At 45.6% G+C, this 21,940-nt stretch carries 16 protein-coding genes; 11 read left to right on the top strand and 5 right to left on the bottom strand.

The window, feature by feature from the left end:
• Positions 1–8: 8 nt before the first annotated feature.
• The 5 genes from Q1A18_RS12380 to Q1A18_RS12360 all read left to right on the top strand — a co-directional run bounded on the left by Q1A18_RS12380 (position 9) and on the right by Q1A18_RS12360 (position 7,961).
• On the top strand, positions 9–836 hold the full coding sequence (locus Q1A18_RS12380; RefSeq protein WP_299580463.1) for an amidohydrolase family protein: 828 nt from the start codon (positions 9–11) through the stop codon (positions 834–836).
• Between the two features lie 14 nt (positions 837–850).
• Positions 851–1,867, top strand: coding sequence for a zinc-binding alcohol dehydrogenase family protein (locus Q1A18_RS12375; protein WP_299580460.1), 1,017 nt, complete (start codon positions 851–853; stop codon positions 1,865–1,867).
• A 60-nt stretch (positions 1,868–1,927) separates the two neighbouring features.
• On the top strand, positions 1,928–3,427 hold the full coding sequence (locus tag Q1A18_RS12370) for an alpha-L-fucosidase (protein WP_299580457.1): 1,500 nt from the start codon (positions 1,928–1,930) through the stop codon (positions 3,425–3,427).
• A gap of 87 nt (positions 3,428–3,514) precedes the next feature.
• On the top strand, positions 3,515–5,893 hold the full coding sequence (locus Q1A18_RS12365) for an alpha-L-fucosidase (protein ID WP_299580454.1): 2,379 nt from the start codon (positions 3,515–3,517) through the stop codon (positions 5,891–5,893).
• Between the two features lie 10 nt (positions 5,894–5,903).
• Entirely contained in the window at positions 5,904–7,961 is a 2,058-nt protein-coding gene (locus Q1A18_RS12360; RefSeq protein WP_299580451.1) for a GDSL-type esterase/lipase family protein, read from the top strand.
• 240 nt (positions 7,962–8,201) lie between these two features.
• Here Q1A18_RS12360 and Q1A18_RS12355 read toward each other — a convergent pair whose 3' ends face one another.
• Together Q1A18_RS12355 and Q1A18_RS12350 are read right to left on the bottom strand one after the other, a co-directional pair.
• Positions 8,202–8,954, bottom strand: a complete 753-nt coding sequence (locus Q1A18_RS12355) for a DUF6261 family protein (RefSeq protein ID WP_299580448.1) — start codon at positions 8,952–8,954, stop codon at positions 8,202–8,204.
• Between the two features lie 105 nt (positions 8,955–9,059).
• Entirely contained in the window at positions 9,060–9,464 is a 405-nt protein-coding gene (locus Q1A18_RS12350; protein ID WP_299580444.1) for a hypothetical protein, read from the bottom strand.
• A gap of 97 nt (positions 9,465–9,561) precedes the next feature.
• Here Q1A18_RS12350 and Q1A18_RS12345 point away from each other — a divergent pair, with 97 nt between their 5' ends.
• The 6 genes from Q1A18_RS12345 to Q1A18_RS12320 all read left to right on the top strand — a co-directional run bounded on the left by Q1A18_RS12345 (position 9,562) and on the right by Q1A18_RS12320 (position 14,758).
• The gene (locus tag Q1A18_RS12345; protein WP_299580441.1) at positions 9,562–9,696 is read left to right on the top strand and encodes a hypothetical protein; all 135 of its coding nucleotides are present in this window, start codon (positions 9,562–9,564) and stop codon (positions 9,694–9,696) included.
• 157 nt (positions 9,697–9,853) lie between these two features.
• On the top strand, positions 9,854–10,099 hold the full coding sequence (locus Q1A18_RS12340; RefSeq protein ID WP_299580438.1) for a hypothetical protein: 246 nt from the start codon (positions 9,854–9,856) through the stop codon (positions 10,097–10,099).
• Between the two features lie 32 nt (positions 10,100–10,131).
• On the top strand, positions 10,132–10,488 hold the full coding sequence (locus Q1A18_RS12335; RefSeq protein ID WP_299580435.1) for a hypothetical protein: 357 nt from the start codon (positions 10,132–10,134) through the stop codon (positions 10,486–10,488).
• Positions 10,489–10,622: 134 nt separating this feature from the next.
• Entirely contained in the window at positions 10,623–11,075 is a 453-nt protein-coding gene (locus Q1A18_RS12330; RefSeq protein ID WP_299580432.1) for a hypothetical protein, read from the top strand.
• Positions 11,076–11,255: 180 nt separating this feature from the next.
• Entirely contained in the window at positions 11,256–13,661 is a 2,406-nt protein-coding gene (locus Q1A18_RS12325) for a glycoside hydrolase family 95 protein (protein WP_299580429.1), read from the top strand.
• A gap of 11 nt (positions 13,662–13,672) precedes the next feature.
• The gene (locus Q1A18_RS12320; protein WP_299580426.1) at positions 13,673–14,758 is read left to right on the top strand and encodes an alpha-L-fucosidase; all 1,086 of its coding nucleotides are present in this window, start codon (positions 13,673–13,675) and stop codon (positions 14,756–14,758) included.
• A gap of 109 nt (positions 14,759–14,867) precedes the next feature.
• On the opposite strand, the gene Q1A18_RS12315 is transcribed toward Q1A18_RS12320, so the two are convergent.
• The 3 genes from Q1A18_RS12315 to Q1A18_RS12305 form a co-directional block, all read right to left on the bottom strand.
• A complete protein-coding gene (locus tag Q1A18_RS12315; RefSeq protein WP_299580423.1) occupies positions 14,868–16,313 on the bottom strand; it encodes an arylsulfatase in 1,446 nt (481 codons plus the stop codon).
• A gap of 74 nt (positions 16,314–16,387) precedes the next feature.
• Positions 16,388–19,696 (bottom strand): DUF5107 domain-containing protein, encoded by a 3,309-nt coding sequence (locus Q1A18_RS12310; RefSeq protein ID WP_299580420.1) that lies wholly within the window; start codon positions 19,694–19,696, stop codon positions 16,388–16,390.
• A 166-nt stretch (positions 19,697–19,862) separates the two neighbouring features.
• A complete protein-coding gene (locus tag Q1A18_RS12305) occupies positions 19,863–21,923 on the bottom strand; it encodes a Sip1-related alpha-galactosidase (protein WP_299580417.1) in 2,061 nt (686 codons plus the stop codon).
• Positions 21,924–21,940: the final 17 nt, after the last annotated feature.

Below are 21,940 nucleotides of genomic sequence, written 5' to 3'. Positions count from 1 at the left end.
TTTAAGCTATGATTATTGATACTCACCATCATTTTTGGAATTACAATCCGGTTGAATTCGATTGGATTGATGATGAAATGGCTGCCATACGAAAAAACTTTCTGCCGGAAGACTTGGCAAGCACCATTCATAACTCCGGCGTTGATGGCGTGGTAACCGTTCAGGCCAGGCAATGTCTGGAAGAAACGGATTGGTTACTGCAACTGGCTTCGGAAAATGAATTTATAAAAGGAGTGGTTGGCTGGCTTCCTTTGGCCAATAAAAACATTCAGACCATTCTGGACCAATACAGCGGAAACAGGTGGCTGAAAGGTGTCCGCCATATTGTGCAGGGGGAGCCCGATCCTGAGTTTATTTTAGGAGAAGCTTTTAACCAGGGCGTGTCACTACTGAAAGAATATGGCTTGGTGTATGATATTCTGATTTTGGAGCACCAGTTAGCCAATACCATTCGCTTTGTTGACCGGCATCCGGATCAGCAGTTTGTGGTGGACCATATTGCTAAACCAAAGATTAAAACAAACGAAATACAGCCTTGGCAAAACTTACTGAAAGAATTGGCCAGGCGCGAAAATGTAAGCTGCAAAATTAGTGGAATGGTAACCGAAGCAGACTATGAGCATTGGACCGAAGTGCAGCTTCAGCCTTATTTCGATGCCGTACTTGAAGCCTTTGGACCGGCTCGCTTGATGTTTGGTTCCGACTGGCCGGTGTGTCAGGTGGCAACCAACTATTCCGAGTGGCTTCAGCTGGTAAAAAGGCAGGTGTCGACATTAAGCAGCGAAGAGCAAAATCTGATTTTTTATCACAATGCCTTGAAGGCATATCAACTTTAATGATTTAAAAGGAAATGAAAGCAGTTGAAATAACAGAACCGGGAGCAATGAACGTGGTGGAGAGACCGATGCCGGTTCCTGGAGAAGATGAAGTTTTATTAAAACTGAACTATGTCGGTTTTTGCGGATCCGACTTAAGCACCTACCTGGGTAAAAACCCGATGGTTAGCTATCCCCGCATTCCCGGACACGAAATAGCCGCTGTGATTGAGCAGGCCGGAAGCCGGGTGCCGGAAAACTTTCAACCCGGCCAAAGCGTGACCGTTGTTCCTTATACCAATTGCGGGCAGTGTTCGGCGTGTAAAAAGAAACGTTTCAATGCCTGTCGATACAACCAAACGTTGGGCGTGCAGCGCGATGGTGCCATGGCTGAATACCTGGTTGTACACTGGCAAAAAGTATTAATGGATGAATCCTTGTCCTCCATTCAGCTGGCCCTGGTTGAGCCCTTAACGGTCGGGTTTCATGCCATTGACAATGCTCGGGTAAGCGATATTGATACTGTGTTGGTGTTTGGTTGCGGCATGATTGGAACCGGAGCCATTGTTCGGGCCAATCTTCGGGGAGCTACCGTCATTGCAGTGGATATTGATGATTCGAAACTGGAAGTGGCCGGTAAGTTGGGCGCTAACTATTTGATTAACTCCCGAACCCAGGATCTTCATGCTGAGCTGGAAAAAATGACCCATGGCGATGGTCCATCGGTAGTTGTTGAAGCGGCTGGGAATCCAATAACTTATAAGGCGGCGATTGAGGAAATTGGCTTTGCCGGACGTGTGGTGTGCATTGGTTACGCCGGCGATGAGGTGGCGTTTCCCACTAAGCTGTGGGTGCAAAAGGAACTGGAAATTTTGGGTTCACGCAATGCCAATCCTTCGGACTTTGAAGCGGTCATAAAATACCTGAAACAAGCCAATCCGGATGAGAAGCTACTGGTCTCGAAAATTGTTTCAGCCGACGAGGCTCCTCAAGCTATGAAAGAATGGGCTGAAGCTCCCGGAAAAGTGTTGAAAATACTGGTGCTTTTTTAGCGCTTGAACCCGATTGTCATTGAGCGGGTTCAATAGAACTAACCAACTAAACGAACTAAAATGAAAAAACGACAATCCTGTTTTTTGATTGCACTGGCTATTTTGCTGGCAAGTTGTCATTCAGAAGTAAAAGAGAAACCAGAAGTTTATTCCGAAGACTGGACCTCTTTGGCTAAGCACAATGAAGAACCAGCCTGGTTTCAGGATGCTAAGTTTGGGATTTACTTCCACTGGGGAGTTTATTCCGTTCCTGCTTTTGGCGATGAATGGTACCCCAGACACATGCATTTCAAGAACCGAAAAGAATATCAGCATCACTTGGAAACCTATGGTCCGCTTTCGGACTTTGGCTATCATGATTTTGTCCCGTTGTTTAAGGCAGAGCAGTTTAATGCCCACGAATGGGCCGCTTTGTTTAAGCAGGCAGGGGCACGCTTTGCCGGTCCGGTAGCCGAACACCATGATGGATTTTCGATGTGGGACAGCGATCTTACTCCGTGGAATGTTGGGGACAAAGGCCCGCAGAAAGACATTATGAAAGAGCTGAAAACTGCGCTGACGGCTCAGGAACTGAAATTCATAACTACTTTTCATCATGCCCGCAACCTGCAACGCTATGCGGATGTTCCCCATGAAGAAAATTACGGGAATAGCCATTATCCAAGGTTTGAAGGCACTGCTCCAGCCGAGGATGATCATGAGCTGAACTACCTGTATGGGAATATTCCGGAAGAGCAATGGCTTGAAGAAATTTGGTTTGGCAAGCTAAAAGAAGTGATTGACAACTATCAGCCTGATATCATTTGGTTTGATTCCTGGCTGGATCAGATTCCGGAACAGTATCGCCAGAAGTTTTGTGCTTACTATTTGAATGAAGCCCAGAAACTGGACAAAGAAGTGGTTATCGTTCGGAAACAAGATGATTTGCCTTTGGAGGTCAGTGTGGATGACTTAGAAAAATCGCGCAAAAACAAGTTGGGCGAAAAGGTGTGGATGACCGATGAAACCATTAGCAAAGGGAGCTGGTGTTACACTGAGAACCTTCAAATCAAACCAGCAGTCGATATGATTCATGTGCTGATCGATATTGTCAGTAAAAATGGTGTGCTGCTGCTCAATATTTCACCCAAATCCGATGGAACGATTCCTGCAGACCAACAGGAAGTTTTACGTACTATGGGAGCCTGGTTGGATAAATATGGTGAAGCCATTTATGAAACACGGCCATGGCACACGTATGGCGAAGGGCCGACCATTGAGCCGAAGGGTGATTTCAAGAATCACCGGGAATTCCTCAAAATTAAATATTCTGCCGATGACTTGCGCTACACCACGAAAGGCAATACGGTATATGCCATGGTTCTTGGCGTTCCTGATTCGGAACAACCTCTATTGATGAAAGCATTTGCCTCGCAGGGCGCTGATGTGAATATCAAAAAGGTCACTGTTTTAGGCTCAAAAGAAACTGTTCAATGGCAGTTAAAGGAAGATGGACTGTTCATCGAACAAGGTTATCCGGTAATGGATACCATGGCACAGGTTTTCAAAATTGAAATCTGATTTTTGTCGGAAATTGAGTGCGTTTGTGGTATTTTTGAACGCAATGTGACTTTATTTAAAATACAATTACTACTCAAATTACTACTAATGAAAAAGATCAATTTATTACTGATTGGCTTGGTGCTTGTAGTGGCAGGATTTGCCCAATCACACCCGGACAAGTTATTCTTTAAAGACCGCTTGGAAAAGCTTTCCGAGGAAAACCTGTTTAAAACAGAGGGTTACTACAACTGGTGTTCTTCCATCATCAAGGGAGAGGATGGAAAATATCACCTGTTTTATTCGCGTTGGCCTAAAAAATATACCTTCCTGAGTTGGCTGACTCACTCGGAGGTGGCACATGCTGTTGCCGATTCACCAACTGGGCCCTGGAAATATAAGGAAACGGTGCTGCAAAGCCGGGGAAAAGGCCATTGGGATGCCATCACGGTTCACAATCCCAAAATCAAAAAGTTTGATGGCAAATACTATCTCTACTATGTCGCAACGAACATGGGAGACAAGGATTATACTGAAGAGGAACTGATTGAAACGGCTCGGGTTGGGTACAGCCACCCAAACTGGAAAAAGTACTTACGCCCCAACCAACGTACCGGGGTGGCTGTTGCAAACTCAATCAATGGTCCCTGGAAACGAATGGATCAGCCTTTGATTGAGCCTTCAGGACCAATTACCACTTTAACCGTAAATCCGGCAATTACCCAGGGAAAAGATGGCAAATACTACCTGATCGTCAAAGGGGATAAACCCAATGAAACCCGTTTTATTCGCAACCAGGCAATGGCCGTTTCCGATTCACCTGTCGGGCCGTTTGTCATTCAGGAAAAGCCGGTTATTGACTACCTCGACACGGAAGACATGTCGGTGTGGTACGATGCCAAACGCGATTATTTTTATGGGGTATTTCATGCACATTCCTTTATTGGTATGGTTAGCTCGTCAGATGGAACTAATTGGAAGAAGGCAACAGAGTATGTTTTAACACCCAAGAAGCTGGAGATGAATGATGGTAACTTGCTGGTTCCTGATCGTTTGGAACGTCCGTTTGTTTATCTGGAGGATGACGAACCTCAAGTGATGGCGTTAGCTGTAAAAAAGGGGGATGAAGCGTATATCGCATTTGTTCCGGTAAAACAGCAGAAACGTCCGGTTCCCAATAAGCGTCAGCAGGCGTGGCAGGAAGCCGAGTTAGGAGCTGTTTTTCATTACGATTTGCATGTATTTGATGGCAAGAAGTACGGACAAGGTGGTAACCGGATTGATCCGGTCACCGATTACCAGGTTTTCAATCCCAAAAATTTAGATACCGATCAATGGATAAAAGCGATTAAAGATGCAGGGTTTACCTTTGCTATTCTAACAGCTACACACGAAACTGGCTTTGCGCTTTACCAGTCGGATGTAAATCCTTATTGCATGAAAGCCCTGAAGTTTCAGGATGGAAAGGGCGACTTGGTTCGCGACTTTGTGAATTCGTGCCGAAAGTACGGAATCAAACCAGGGATTTATCTCGGGATTCGCTGGAACTCGTTTATTGGCGTGCACGACTTTAGAGTCAATGGTGAAGGGGCTTTCCGTGAAAATCGTCAAAAATGGTACAACCAAATGGTTGAGGGCATGGTCAAAGAAATTTGCACCAACTATGGCGAGTTGTTCGAAATTTGGTTTGATGGAGGTGCCGATCATCCTGCCAATGGGGCGCCGGATGTTTTACCCATCGTTCAACAGTATCAACCCAACTGCTTGTTTTATCACAATAAGCAGCTGGCTGAAGCGCGTTGGGGAGGTTCTGAGTCAGGAACGGTTGCTTATCCTTGTTGGTCTACTTTCCCGTATTACTCTACCGGAGCAGGCGAGTCGGCCCATCAGGCGATTGCTAAAAACAACTTCCAGTTATTGAAGGAGGGTGATCCCAACGGAGCTTATTGGATGCCAGCTATGTCTGATGCCCCTTTGAGAGGCTACAACGGGCGGCATGAATGGTTTTGGGAACCAGGTGATGAAGCACATATCTTCCCGGTGGAGAACCTGATGGAGATGTACTACAAGTCTGTTGGACGAAATTCAACATTGATCATGGGATTGACTCCAGACCCTGATGGCGTGCTTCCCGAGCCGGATGTTCAACGCCTGAAAGAATGGGGAGCAGAAATCAAGCGTCGTTTTGAAACACCTGTGGCTCAAACGAAAGGAGAAGGCAAAAAACTGGTGATGAAATTATCCAAGGCTCAACCAGTAAATCATGTGATTATTCAAGAAGAGATTGCTTTGGGAGAGCGGGTACGCCGCTACAAAGTAGAAGGTTTGGTGAAGGGCAAATGGACCAAACTTTGCGAAGGACAGTCGATTGGGCACAAACGAATTCAACAATTTGATTCCGTCGAATGCTCCAAAATTCGCTTAACGATTGAGCAATTCGATGAGCTTCCTTCGATTAAGAACTTTGCTGTTTATCAGGTTGACTAAAAACACGTCGATGAAAAGATACACATTCGCACTAATCATCTTTTTGGTGATTAGTTGCTTTAATTCTTATGCTAACGATTGCTTACCGGATACACAAGCCGGTAAGCCGTTGAGCATGACAACAGTTGGCTGGGAAGGGGCCAAAAGCCAGTGGAAAGGATTTGACCGTTATGACTTTGTTTTCTTTCCCGAGGAGCAAAAGGTTGGAATGCCTGGTGAAAGTGCTGATGGAGGTGGCCTTTCTGCCCGGATCGTCGTTCCAAAAGTTGCATTGCCCGGAAATCCTTGGGTATGGCGAGCACGTTTCCCGGATTGGCATACGGAAATGGACAGTATCTTGCTCAGCGAAGGTTTTTACATCGCTTACATCAATACGAATAATCAGTATGGCAGTCCGGTAGCAGTGGCGAAATGGAATCATTTCTACGATTATTTGGTGAATCAACATCAGTTGTCCCGAAAAGTGGCGTTGGAAGGCGTTAGCCGGGGCGGTTTGTTCATTTACAATTGGGCTAAGCAGAACCCGGACAAAGTGAGTTGCATTTATGCCGAAGCTCCGGTTTGCGACTTTAAGAGTTGGCCCGGTGGATTTGGTAAAGGGCAGGGGAGTGCTGCCGATTGGGAGCGCTTAAAGCAGGAGTATGGCTTTGCATCGGATGAAGAGGCCTTGAACTATGCGAACAATCCCCTGGATAATCTGGAGGAACTTGCTTTGGCTAAAGTACCTGTTATGCATATGATTGGTTTGAAAGATGAAGTCGTTCCTCCCGAAGAAAATACCTTCTTGCTTATTGACCGGTATGTGAAGCTGGGAGGGCCAGCTACAATTATTCCTTGTACCCGGGGAGAACAGAAACTGTTTGGGCATCATTTCCCAATTGAAACGCCTGAACTGGGGGCACAATTTATCCTTCAGCATACCGAATTGCCTGAAAAACTCTTGGATGCGACCCAGTATCATCGGCTTCGAAACGGATTGAAGAACAGTCGAATTAGGTTTGAGCGGGAAAAGAAAGGACGGGTGGCGTTTCTGGGCGGTTCAATCACCTACAATGGTGGTTGGCGCGATAGCATTTGTAACTACCTGCAAACACGTTTCCCGGATACGGATTTTGAGTTTATCGCCGCGGGCATTCCTTCCATGGGGACTACACCGGCCGCTTTTCGACTGGAACGTGATGTGTTGGCCAACGGGCCGGTTGACTTGCTGTTTGAAGAGGCTGCTGTGAATGATGCTTCGAATGGGCGAAGCGATGAGGAGCAGGTAAGAGCAATGGAAGGTATTGTTCGTCATTTAAGAAAGAGCAATCCGGCGATTGATTTAGTGATCATGCATTTTGTGGATCCCGATAAAATGGAGACTTACCGCCAGGGAGAAGTGCCTAAAGTAATTCAGAATCACGAAAAAGTGGCTGCCCATTACGGAATTTCTACCATAAACCTGGCCAAAGAAGTAACCGATAGGATTGATGCCGGTGAGTTTTCCTGGGAAGAAGATTTTAAAAACCTGCATCCTTCGCCATTTGGACAGCAGGTTTATTATCGATCAGTGAAGCAACTGCTGGATCGAGCCTGGAGTGGCTTTGTGGCCGAAGATGACAAGCTCACAAGTTACCCGATGCCCGATCCGATTGATCCCGACAACTATGGCAATGGAAAGCTTGTTGCTGTTGAAAAGAAGCACCAAGGGAAAGGCTGGCAGTTTGTGCCCAGCTGGAAGCCCGCGGATAACAAAGGAACCCGGGCAAACTATGTCAACGTACCCATGTTGGTTTGCGAAAAACCATCAGGTATTTTGAAGTGGAACTTTGAAGGCAATATCGTTGGAATAGCCGTTGCTGCTGGTCCCGATGCAGGGATAATCGAATACCGCATTGATGGCGGCAGTTGGCAGCAACTGGACTTATTTACCCGCTGGAGTGCGCATTTACACCTTCCCTGGTATTACACCTTGGCGACCGGACTGGAGCACGGAAAGCATGTGCTGAGAATCCGGGTTTCCGCAGAAAAAAACAAGCAAAGCACGGGAAATGCTTGCCGAATCAGGTATTTCTATTGCAGCGATTAAGAGTTCTTCCATGGAGATTGCCCAACAGAACCACCTTTTCCAAAGTTTCAAACTTTGGAAAAGGTTTGATCTCCATTAAACCAACTTGTCCTTTTGGCGATAATTGGAATTCGTGCCTTCATCGGGTTTTAGCGTCTTTCTGAACTTGGTTCAGGATCTCTCCCTGCTCACTTCCAGTCCCGTTCTCCTGCGCATAAAAAAGGCACCTTTTCAGATGCCTTTCAGATAATGCGTTGTTTGTTATTCCACCAGGGGTTCCACCGGGCTGTCCTCCTCGGCAACTCTGGTCCGTCCGTCGCGGGCAGTTATTGTTTCGTTGTAGTATTTAATCCGTTGATTCAGCTCGCGAATAAAGGCTTCGACTGCAGGTGTGGCTATTTCGAGCGTTACCTGTGCATTAATCCGCTTGGCGATGTTTTGGTAAATCGGGTCCAGCTCGTCGCGCAGGGCTTTTACATCGCCACTGTCCTTGTTGGCCAGTTCAAGGTTGCGTGAATCGATCAGCGCCTGAAAATCGAGGTTCTGTTGTTTCAATGCACTCACCCAATTGGTGATCCCAAGGGTAGCGCAATGCGCTGCATTTTGATTTTTCTCCAAATCCTCAACCAGGTTGCTAATGGCCGCACTCTCTTCGTTGTACGACAAACTCCGCACGTTGCCATACAGATCAAAAATACGTTTGATGGCTTTGGCACTTTCAACTTCAGCCTCAATGGGACTTAACAACGACGATTTCACCCGTTCGTTCAGGGCGCTCCAGGTGCGGTCGCGGCTGACATCCACCGTGGCAATTTCTTCGGTTTTTACACTCCCGGGGTCAATCAATAAACTTCCGTTTAAACGGGCCAGCCCACCCGCAAAGTCGGGATAGACACCCTCAAGCTGCAAAGCAGCCGGTGTGGCCTTGTTGATGGCTTTGTCCACCTCACTCATAAACTGGTAATGTTCGTTGTTGCGCATGCGCGGCAGGTTGATTGCTTGAATGAATTCCATGATCTGTTTCGTTTTAGTGTTAATTAGAAAGCTTATAAGGCTATTGGAGGGGTGATAAAACAAGCCTATTACTTTTGTTCAACTAAAATTACAACAATCTGATTTTCAAGTCAAGTGCAAAAATGTTTTGTAGAACATAAAATGAATCCGATACAGCTGGATGCCCCTAACCCGGGGGAAAGGTCGGTTATTTTTTTTAAGCTTGCCCTTGATCCGTGGCACCACAAGCTTGAAATTCGGAGGCTTGCCAGCGGTGCCCGGCAGCAAAATGTTTCCGAGCAAAAGCTTGCCAGCAGTGCCCGGCAGCAAAATGTTCACGAACAAAAGCTTGCCAGCGATGCCCGGCAACCAAATGTTTCCGAGCAAAGGCTTGCCAGCGGTGCCCGGCAGCAAAATGTTTCCGAGCAAAAGCTTGCCAGCGGTGCCCGGCAGCAAAATGTTTCCGTGCAAAAGCTTGCCAGCGGTGCCCGGCAACCAAATGTTTCCGAACAAAAGCTTGCCAGTGGTCAATGGGGAGGTCTGTTAGTCAGTTGATTAGCATGTTTTTAGGTTGGGCGATTCTTCTGAAAGGTGCAGTTGGCGGGGCAAGTGGGCTGAGGAATGAAAAATGCCAGAGAGAAAGGATTTGCGCTTGGTTAAACAAGCTAGTGAAATGCGTGACAAACTGAAACGAACAGCCCCCTTGTTTGGGCCAAGCGGTAAGGTGGAGCAAGCTGGGGTAAATCTAAAATCCGGTGGTTAATATGTTATCCAAAAATTAAAGATGCCGAACTATATTTTCTATATTTAAAGTGATTTATTCAATAAGCTCGAAGATATGGGAGATCATATAAACGTTACCATTCATTGTGAAAAAACCGAAAATTCAAATTTTTTCAAAATAATTTAAAATCAGAAATATGAATCTAGCAAATTCAGCGATAAAGAAGATTGACATTTTTTGGTTAGTATTTTCAATCGTATTTATATCATCATCAATATATTTCTGGCAAAAAGGTCAAGACTATTTTCTTTTTGTAATGCTTGCCTCAATGGGGATAGTAAATAGTATCAAAGTATTGATTCCTAAAATACTTTTTAATATCCTAAGGGCATCTATTACAGTTGCAGTGCTTCTTTATATTTTGAGAATAATAATTGAATAATACATTGAGAATCCCTCAAAATGAGATTGAATATGAAAAAAATATTTGGCTTTAAGGTTTGTATAAATGATGAAATTATTTGTAGAGCAGGATTTGAAAATGCCAACTCGGTTGTTTCCTGTATACTTAATTCTGTTAGACGAAAAAATGATGATTCGGAAGAATTAGATATTTCAATTGGGGGATTAAATTCAGATACCAATGAACACGTTGATTGGCATCGTAATAGCTTAAACAAAGGGGATATAATTTCAATAGAAATAATTTCAGATGATTTTGATACACCAACTACAATACGCAAACGACTATCAGAGAAAGAAATAATCGCTCAAAAACTTGAATATTTTCACAAACTGAGAGAAGAACTAAAAGAACATCTGGAAAAATAAGAACAATGAAATAGTAACAATGTAGATAATGCAGGGCGGGACTCGTTAGTATGCCAACTGCAAAACAGGAATCCGATCTCATCTACCACCTCCGTTATGGGGCATTTTTAGCTAAGATCACTAACACCTAAAATATGAAAAAAATAATTTTAATGCTCATAGTTGCTTGTTTTGTCACAATAACCAAGGGGCAAAGTGTAACGACTATCAAATCTTTTTGCGATTCTATTGCCGATGGAAGTATTCCTGCTGTAATGGTAACCGAAGTTCCGAAATATCCTGGAGGAGCGGACGCGATGAATACGTTTATTCAGGATAATGTTAATTTGCCAGAGGCTAAGGAAATTACGAGTAATCCAATTCATGCGATGTTGCATATTAATGCAAAAGGACATGTTGAAAACCTTTGTGTTTTCGAGAACTATTTTGGACGTAGAACCAACATCGATTCAACACCAATTGGAGAAGAAATAGAGAGAGTGATTTATTTAATGCCAGATTGGGAACCTGCAAAACAGAATGACAAGATCGTTTCTGTAAATTTCTTAGTAGCGATTAAATTGAAAAAAAGACCCCATAGCAATTAAGCATCCAACCCCCTCGCAGCAAAGTGCCTGAACTTATTTCATATTTTGAGCAGTTCTTACAGTTCGTGGCTCCAGAAGGGGCATCGCATGGCCAGACTACTACCAGCTAATTGAATCAAAACCCATACACGATAAATGTCTAAAATCTGAAAATCAAATAATCTATTATTACTACTACTTATGAAAAACTCAATGAATGTTTTTACACTACTCGTTTCCCTGCTCTGTGTTTCCTTTACGAAGCCGCCCAAAGAGCCTGTTAAAATTTGGTACGATCAACCGGCAGATGCTACGGTTGCCGATGATCCCAATGGATGGAAAGATGATCCTCAGTGGTTAAGTGCTTTACCGTTGGGAAATGGCTCTCTGGGTGCCATGGTTTTTGGCGATGTTCACCAGGAGCGCATTCAGCTAAGCGAAGAGAGCATGTGGTCGGGAAGTGTGGATGAAAATGACAACCCGGAGGCAAGTAAATACCTCGGTGAGATTCGTGGTTTGTTGAATGATGGAAAGTACAAAGAGGCGACCGCATTAACCAACCAGACCCAAATCTGTCAAGGGAAAGGGACCGGGCATGGCAATGGGGCAGAAGTCCCTTTTGGATGTTTCCAAACACTGGGCGATTTACGCATCGACTTTGACAAAAAGCTGCCCTATGAAAGCTATTATCGTGAGTTGGATTTAACGGATGCGATTGCCCGCGTGACTTACGTTCAGGATGGGGTGACTTTCCAACGCGAAGTTTTCGTTAGTCAACCTGATCAGGTGATGGTTGTTCGTTTAACGGCAGACAAACCCGGACAGCTTTCTTTTAGTTGTGAACTGGATCGTCCGGAGCGTTTCAAAACTTACGCTGAAGGCGATGAGTTGATCATGAGCGGAGCGCTTAGTGATGGTAAGGGAGGCGAAAACTTGCACTATATGGCTCGCTTAAAAGCCATCACTAAAGGGGGAGCAGTTAGCTCTGGCGATGATGGGTTGACGGTTAAGGATGCCGACGAAGTAACGCTTTTATTAGCCGCCTCCACGGATTATGTGTTGGATTATCCCCTGTTCAAAGGGCGCGACTATGCAGCCTTAACGAGCCAACGACTGCAAGCCGCTTCTGAAAAGAGCTATCCGAAATTGAAACAAGCCCATCTGGATGAATATCAAAGCTATTTTAACCGGGTGAGTTTGGACATTACACCGGAAGAAGTGACCGCTATCCCAACAAATGAGCGATTGGCGGCCTTCAAGGAAACAAAAAATGATCCACACCTGGCTGAGTTGTTGTTTCAATATGGTCGTTACCTGATGATTGCGTCCTCACGCCCCGGAACCTTGCCGGCTAATTTGCAAGGTCTTTGGGCCAACAAAATTCAAACGCCCTGGAATGGCGATTACCATACCGATGTGAATGTGCAAATGAATTACTGGCCGGTAGAGGTGACCAACCTTTCGGAAATGCACCTGCCCTTGTTTGATTTTATTGAAATGATCTCGGAGCCGGGAGAAAAAACAGCCCAAGTTCAATACCAGATGAATGGCTGGGTGGTTCATCCGGTTTCAAACGTTTGGGGCTATACCTCGCCGGGCGAAATGGCCAGCTGGGGCTTGCACTCCGGAGGTGGAGCCTGGATCAGTACCCATATTTTTGAGCATTACGCTTTCACCGGAGATGAGGCTTTCTTAAAGCGCCTGTATCCCGTACTTGAAGGTTCAGTCTTATTTTACCTGGATTGGCTGGTTGAAGATCAAGAAACTGGGAAACTGGTATCAGGTCCGGCTGTTTCACCGGAGAATACGTTTATTGCGCCGGATGGAAGCCGCAGTCAAATTAGCATGGGGCCAACGCACGACCAGCAAGTAATCTGGCAGTTGTTTGCCGATTACGTGCATGCTTCGCAGATTTTAGGCATTGAAAAGGAACTGGTAGGCAAAGTAGCAAAAGCACAAGCGAAACTGGCCGGATCAAAAGTGGGGTCGGATGGTCGATTGATGGAGTGGGCTGAAGAGTTCCCGGAGGTTGAGCCTGGGCATCGCCATATTTCGCATTTGTTTGCCATGCATCCGGGTGCTCAGATTAATTTTGAAAACGCTCCCGAGTTGATGGAAGCAGCTCGTAAGTCTTTGGATCATCGCATTGCCAATGGAGGAGGGCACACGGGCTGGAGTGCAGCCTGGTTGATTAATCAATATGCGCGTCTGCATGATGGTGACAAAGCCAAGGAAAGCTTGAACACGGTATTGGCCAAGAGTACTTCCCCAAACTTATTCGGGCAACATCCACCATTCCAGATGGATGCTAACTTTGGTTCAACGGCCGGTATTGCCGAAATGCTACTTCAAAGTCATGCGGGGTATATCGACTTGCTGCCAGCCTTACCTTCTGCCTGGCCAACGGGTAAAGTTGAAGGATTAAAAGCTCGGGGTGGCTTCATCGTGGCTATTGACTGGCAAAACGGTCAATTGACCCAGGCAACAATAACATCGCTGAATGGCTTGCCGGTAAAACTGAAGTATGGAGATCAAATGATTGAGCTGGAGCAAACGGAGAAAGGTCAAAGCTATCGCTTGGATTCAAACATGCAATTAATGAATTAATCTACCTGACGATGAAACGAATCTTGTTTACACTTTGCACTGTTCTGGTTGCAGCAACAGCCAGTATGGGGCAGAAATCTTTGAAAGACGTATGGCCTGTTCCTTCTGAAAAGCCCAATAAACACCAACTTGAGCAAATTGAGCGGAAGTATGGCATGTTCATCCATTTCGGAATCAATACGTTTCATGACATGGAATGGACGGATGGATCGAAGCCTGTTGAATCGTATCAACCAACTGCGATTGATGCGGACCAATGGATTAAAACGGCCAAAGATGCCGGAATGAAATATGTGATCCTGATAACCAAGCATCATGATGGCTTCTGCCTGTGGAATAGCGAATATACCGGGTACGATGTGGCGAATTCGGGGAACACCACCAATGTTGTTGAAGCCGTAGCCAAAGCGTGTCAGAAATACGATATCGGCCTGGGCTTGTACTATTCGCTGTGGGATCGAAAGGAAAATGGGAATGGTTATCTGAATGATAAACACCCCCAGTTATACAAGGAAAATACGCTTCTTGATAAATCGTATAATACCTACATGATTAATCAGCTAAATGAGTTGATGGACATAACAGAGAAATACACTCCTATTGTCGAATTTTGGTTTGATGGTGGATGGACTAAGGCAAATCATCGATGGCCTTTGAAGGAAATATACCAAACAATCAAATCGCGCGAGCCACAATGTCAGGTAGGAATCAACTGGACAATTGGGCTGCCCGAAAATCCCGATCATCACCCCGTATATCCAAAGGATCAAAAAGAAGGATACCCCATTCGCTATTTCCCCAGCGATTTCCGCCTGGGCGATCCGTACTTGCCGGTAGCGAATGACCCGAAGGTATTTACGCACGATGGTAAACGGTATTACATGCCGTGGGAATCTACGGTATGTATTAGTCAGCGTTGGTTTTACAACACAACAGATACCACGTTTAAGTCGATTGATGAGTTGGTAAAGCTGTACGAGCAAGCAACAGCGCGGGATAACATTCTGATCTTGAATTGTCCGCCCAATCGGGAGGGGCGGCTGAGAGATCAAGATGTGGCGTTATTGCTGGAACTAAAAAAACACATTAAGCTGTAAAATGGAAAAGGGAGCATCAGTTATTTAACTAATGCTCCCTTTTTTATTGCTGCTGATCAATCGTAAAAGTCGGCTTTATTGCCTGTTGATTGGCCTCGCTTGCCAGTGTTTACCGGTAGCCTTTCCCTTGTTTTACTGTTTCCAGAATGGTCTCAAATTCCTCCAACTTTTTGGGGTACTGCTCGCTTAAATTGGTGGTCTCAGCAACATCTTGCTTCAAGTTAAAAAGCATTGGCTGGGATGTTCCTTTTTGTTGAGGAATGAATTTCCAATCGCCTTTTCGGATTGCATTGGTGCCGGAATTATTTTGAGTGAGCACTTCGTTGTGGCGCGTTTTGCTGCGTTTTCCCAGAATAACATCCAGTGCAGTCCGGCTATCCGGGGCTTCTCCTTTTTCAAGCTTGTAGTGGGTCAACTCTGCAAACGAGGCGAAAAGGTCAATGTAACCAAGAATAGCGTCCGATGTTCCGGGTTTGATGGTTCCTTTCCATCGTGAGATCAATGGCATTCGTGTTCCGCCTTCAAATAAGGTATACTTTCCGCCACGCAACCCGCCGGCCGGATCATGGCCATTCAAATTAGCTAAACCGCCATCCCGGTAGCCTTCTTCAACACGGGGCCCATTGTCGCTGGAGAAAATAACCAGCGTATTTTCGTCAAGCCCATTTTCTTTAAGGGCTTGCATGATTTGCCCTACTGACCAGTCCATTTCCTGCAACACATCGCCATAAACCCCGCATTCACTGGAGCCTTTAAACTGAGCATTGGGCACGCGTGGTTCATGAATGGTATGTGGTGCAAAGTACAGAAAGAAGGCTTGATCTTTATTCTTTTGAATAAACTCAACGGCTTTGCTGGTTATGTCTTCCGACATGTGCTCATCCACCCAAAGGGCATTCTTTCCACCGGTCATGTAGCCAATCCGGCTGATGCCATTCACAATGGTTTGATCGTGACCGTGCAGGTACATGAGCTTGAGTAGCTCCGGATGCTCTTTCCCGGTAGGCCAGTTGCCAACAGGTCCTTTAAAACTTACCTGAATCGGATCATTGGCCTCAAGACCAACCACCTGATCATTCTCCAGGTAAACGCAAGGCACCCGGTCATTGGTTGCCGGAATGATGAAGGAATAGTCAAAACCAATGGTTTGCAGCCCCGGTTTAATTTGCTGATTAAAATCCGGATTCCCTTCACCTAAGCCCAGATGCCACTTGCCCACACAAGCCGTTGTGTAACCTTGCTTTTGCATAAAAGCTGGCAGGGTAAGTTCATCCGGTTTGATTAACATGGGAGCATCGCCAGGCAAAATTCCTGCATTTTTACGCCAGGCATATTGTCCGGTAATGAGTGAAAAACGACTAGGCGTGCAGGTTGAAGCCGGTGCATAAGCACTGGTAAAGCGGATACCTTCACTTGCCAATTGGTCAATGTTGGGTGTTTTTACTTTGGTAGCACCATAGCAGCCCAAGTCGCCGTAGCCAACATCATCAGTCAGTATGACAATAACATTGGGCTGTTCTTTCCCTTTTTCTGCTGAAATTCCTTGCTGTGGCATTATGCCAAGTGCAGCAAGCCCCCCAAAGAGAAGACTCTTTGGGAGGTTTCCTTTTGATTGTATGGGGTTGGTCATCATACGAACAGTTCTTTTTTGACTAACTGTAAACTGGTTATTGCTCCGATATGCATGGGGTCGGACTGCAGGATGAGATCAAAAGCCTGTTGTGCTTTTTCAATGTTGCCAAGTCCCAGGTTCCCCAATCCCATCAGGTAATGACAATGCAACTCGTGCCTTTTTTGAAGGTCATCTTCAAAGATGAGCAGGTCGGGAAGGGAAACGGCAAAATAGTCCATTTTGAAAGGAATGAACAGTTGCTTCTCACCGTACTTCAGCAATTTGTTGAAACGCCCATTGGCTTCTTCCATCCGGCCTAATTGGCGAAGAGCCAAACCTTGGTAAAAGATTTTATCCGGTTGCTGGTCGTTGTAGTACATGGCTGCTGATGGTTCGGCCAAGCCAATAGCTGCCTGCTCCCACGCTGCCTGGGCTTTTGCTGTTTCTCCCATGCCTGCATAGGCGCAACCAAGCCAATAGTTGATGTCATTTTCCTGTGCTCCGGCCAGTTTGCCTTCCCCCAGATTATGAGGATACGCAAAGCATGCTTCAAGAAGTGGGATAGCCTCTGAGAATGCCCCTTGCTTAATGGCTTTCTTGGCCAGTTCAATATGGCTGAACAAATATTGCCCGGTTACTTTTCCTTCGCCTCCTTCCCAAGGGTGGAACTTGCGTTTCATGATTAAGTCCAGGGCTTTTTCTTCTTGCCCAAGCAGGTTGTATAAGGTCGCACGCTCCAGGTATAGGTCATCCCGGAAGTCGACCAAGTCCGGATATTTTTCCAGCAAGCTTAAGCGCTCGTTTGCAGGAACCCCCAGCTTTTTATAAAGCTGATCCAGCTCCATGAGTACACGAGAATCGGAAGTATCCAGCTTGAAGGCTTTTTCCAAAGCTTCTTTGGCCGCTTGCGGGTTCTGTTGCTTGTTGTAGTAAGCCAGAGCCAGGTTTCGGTGGACGGTTGGAAATGAGTCGTCTAAAGTTGTTGACTGCTCCCAGCATTTGAGTGCCTCAGCATGTTGACGAACTCCGTACCAGAAGTTCCCCATGTAATACCAGGCTTTAGCATCTTCAGGACAAATGGTTACGGCTTCTTGCAAAGCCAACAGTTCTTCCAGTTTATTCGGGAAGCAATAGTCGGGTTGCATCTGCGAAGCTTTTTCAAAAGCTGCTTTTGCTTCTTTTGCCTGGCCTGATTTGAGCAGATAATAACCTTTAAAATACCAGGCCATAGGGTAGGCTGCTTGGTGTTTATCTATGTAAAGTGAAATAAAATCAATTGCTTCGGAATAAAAACCTGCCATACCATAGTTTAGCGAAAACTCGATGTAGTTGTGTACATTATCACGAATTAAAGCTTGCATTTCTTCTAGAATCGTAGGATCGTTCAGAAGCAGGTATTTTTCGTATAAAATACCAAAGCTGAAACGGTCCATCTCAAGCGATTCTTCAGCGAGTTTTAGCGCTGCCTCTTTTTTATTGAGTTTCCGGAGTAAGGCGATCTTCAGGTGGCGGGCTTTTTGATTTAGCCAGTTTCTCCAAAGAGAGCGGTCGCATAGTTCCAGCGCCTTCTCATAATCTCCGCGTACTGCATCGATTTGAGCTGCCTGGAAGAAGCCGCTGTCCTGCCAGGCGCCATTCCATGTGGCTTTGAAAAATGCATCGTAGGCTTCATCTAATTTACCTTGCATCCGCAGACAAACTCCCAGGTTGTATAAGGGCTCTCCGTCGTAAGGATTCGGATTGCGCTCGGTCAGGGTCTCAACGGCTTGGCGGAAATATGGTTCAGCCTGGGCAAATTGTCCCCGGCGCAGGAGCCACAAGCCCATGGCATTGTTGTTTCGGACATTACCTGGTTCTCTTTTGAGTGCTTCCAGGTAATAATCTGTTGGGCAATAGGTGGCATGACGGTACTGCTCCAGATGCAAGCCACGAAGGTAAAGTTGTTCAATCGAATGAATGTCTTCCGGATCTTTGGCTGCTTGGGCCGGATCCGGAACTGGTTTTAATTCTTCTTTTTCGGTTTTCCAATCAACCAAAATAGCACCCTTGGAATCGGTTACCGAAAGGTAAGCATCTTCAGGACAAATGGTAGCCTCAATGCTTGTGTCGAAACTGGTTTCTGGTGAAAGGTCAACGATTTGTTCGAAGATCAGCTTGCCCGAACTTTTAAGGCGGATTTTCGCTCCCGGATAGTTGGCGGTTGCGTAAACCCGGATGCGGGTTGTTCCGTTTTCCGACTCCAGGTTGAGCATGGCCTCTTTGGTGGCATTTTTAACCATACCCAAGTCGCGGTAAGGCATAAAATATTGCTTGAAACTTTTCTCCTCATAAGGTTGCAGCCAGGTAAAATCAGGTTGGTTGTCGGTATAAACCCCGCACATCAACTCAATGTAAGGGCCGTCCTCGTCGGTGAGGTTACGATCCCAGGCTTGTCCAAAGTCTCCATTACCCCAGGTCCATTGTTTTTTTCCGGGCGATTGATGGTGATCGGCCACATGAAGCAGGCCTCCTTTACTGTCGTTTTCGTAACCACCCACGAAGTTGTATTTCGAGGTGATGGCCATGTAGCTGGTCGGCACCGGAATATTTTTGTAACGCGAAATATCCACTCCGGCAGAGTAATCAACTTTGTAGTAAGTGCCGGTCGCAATCGGGAAGCTGGAAACATCACGCTTACCATGGTCAAACACGGCGTTTACATCAGGCGGGAAGACGGATTGATAGTCGTCATTCACTTTTACGGCCGGATTGGCCCACCACAAGAAGGTCTGTGGGTGAGGAGTGGGGTTGGAAAGCTTCACCTTGATTTCAAGGTAAGCTTTGTCCGGGTAAAGCGTGAATCCGGCCATCCCTTTTGTGCGAAACATACGTTCCAGCTCATGACACCAAACGGTAACACTTCCATCCTCATTCTCTTCGATGCAGGAATCTGTGGGATCGTAGGTGGTTGGGCGATGGTGCTGGGGCCAGTTAAACTCAATCCCGCCGGAAATCCACGGGCCGGTTAAACCAACCAAAGCAGGTTTAATCACTTGATTGTAATAAACAAAGTGACGTTGTTTGGTCTTGTCGTAAGCCATCTGGATGCGACCTCCCAGTTCGGGGAGAATCATGATTTTGATGTATTGGTTTTCCAAATAAATGGCATTCCATACTTTATCCTCTTTTTCATCCAGTATTTTTTCAATGACAGGATAGGGATAGACAACGCCGCTACTTCCCTGGTAAACTCTTTTTTCCAGGAACATCGGATTTTTCTCCGGCTTCCCAATTCCGTAGGTTGGGATGATCACCTGTTCGCGCCAGGCTTTTGCTGTATTGTTCATGTTTTTCATTGTTTTAAAGGTTGCCAATAGGACATACCTCGTCCTGTATCGTGTTAAGATTGAGGCGGATCTAGCCCGTTGGTTCCCAAAGAACCAATTGCGAAATTATACCAGGGCTGTCCGCCGCTACTTTTACAAAAAGCGACTCGTTGTTTGTATTTTGTGTTTACTTATTGTTTATCGTAATGCTTGTTTGTGTCGAAGTGGGCTCAATGCGATAAAGATTCTCAGCTAGTTGAGTCACGCTTGCGTTATCAGCAATTAACTTCCCTTTTTCGTGCCAAATAAGAAATGGAGCACTCTCTTTTAGTTTGACGGTAATTTTTTTGGCTGAGCGCTTTACAATCTCACAACTGGCAGGCGACAAATATTTGTCAGGACGACCAATGATGGCCCATCCGTCCTGAACCGGAATCAAGTGGATGATTTTAGTTTTCCACATGGGTAATTTGGTGGAGAACGTTTCTGTCATTTTCCAGGCTTTCCCTTCGTGGTAGTCAAAAGCAACAAGTCCTTCCTTGGGGGATTCCCATAATCCTTTGTAGGGTTGGATCATGGTTCCTCCGTATCGGTAATCTTCCGGAGATAGCTTGATTTCCAAGTCTTGCTCATTGTGAAAATTGGCCAGCCAGAATGTAGCAACCTGACCTTCTAAGGGGGCAACTACACGAAGTCCGGTTTCTGTTGGATCGTTAAAAAATCCTTCGGGAGTTAGTGTTCCGGGAGCCAGTGGTCGAATCAACTCTCCATCGCTCCAAGTGGCAGGTTTGATGCTCTCAAAGTTCACTTTGTCCATGTCTTCCGATACGTAAATAGGACTGCCACATACGGCACGTAGCTCGGCGCCTGACTGGCCGGTATGGTAGGAACTTATAAATGCGTCGTGATCCAACCAGTGAGTCATGCCCAGGTAAATTGAATTCCGTAGGTTCTGAACGGCAATGTAACGGTTGTTTTCATCATCCCGGTGGTAGTCAATTCCCGACCGGATCGTCGCACTCTTTTCGTGTTTAAATACGTGGAGATGATGTTGGGCAATGCAGTTGAGCAGTCCGTCAAAATGCCCTTGCCACGCTTTCTCCAATGCACGATGATTGTAGCTTGCCGCTTGAACCGGATTGGGTTGCGATTGGTATTCTTTTAATAAATCGGTTTGAAAATCCACTTTTATGAAATCGATTCCGGCCTCTTCCATTTCTTTCGCTCTGGTCTCGTAGAAGATATCAGCACTTTTTTGATTGGTTTTGGGTACCATGAAACCGTCGTGTAACTCAAACAAGTGGTTGTTTAACTCGGTGATTTGATGGTTGGGTGAAATCCCTTTAAAGTAACCAGCCATGTGCCACCATTGTCCAATCCATCGAACGCCATCTTCACTTTTCAAATCTTTCAGTGATTGAAAGCTATCTGAAAATTTAGCTTTGTCGGGTTGAAAGCTCAGTAGGTGGTTGTTTTCATGATCTTCGTATCCATCGTCAATCAACATCCATCGGATCGGAACTTCGGCTGTTTCCATGTCCTTGATCATCCCCGATAGAATTTCAGTGTTCATGTTACGGCGGATGTGCTCCCAGGTGCAATAGCCGGTATACTTGAACGGCTCAGGAAATTCCTTGTGTTGACGTAAGGCTGTTTTGGATTTTAAGGAGCGGGATTGCAGTGCTTTTTCCCAAACATTCAGGCTGGCCTCATGCGGCGTTTCCCCAAAAGCATAGGCAATTTTAGGAAGTATTCCTGAGAAGCTGGCCGTACCAAACGTTCCGGCATCAACCCACATTCCATCTTCACGAATGGTGAATGTGGAAAAGGCACTTTCGCCTGCCATGGCCAAGATCGATAGGTAGCGGTTATCATTTAGCTGTAAGCAAATAAATGATCCCATATCGATGCCTTCAAATGGTTGGTTGGCTTTTAGTTTGATACGTTGTGACCTTAAATGGTCTAAGTTTTCAAAGTCAATGCCAAGTACACGGTTGCCAATGGCATGTTTATCGACATGTGGGCAATAATAAACGCCCCGTTGAAAATCGGGCAGGATAAGTAAATCCGATTCAATGATTCCTTGCTGATCAGGCTTTACATTCGTAAGCTTTTTTTCAATGATCCCTGCTTTTTCTGCTTTTGACAAGTCGATGCTTTGTGCGTGCAAGGTATAGCTTGATAAGCAGACCAGTAGGGTGAGTGCAAGGTATTTAATCTTAGTATTTAATGAATTCAATTTTCTCATTTTATTGATTCAATTTT

This window comes from uncultured Sunxiuqinia sp. (assembly GCF_947495665.1).
GTDB lineage: Bacteria > Bacteroidota > Bacteroidia > Bacteroidales > Prolixibacteraceae > Sunxiuqinia > Sunxiuqinia rutila.
This window is presented reverse-complemented; position numbering and strand designations above follow the sequence as displayed.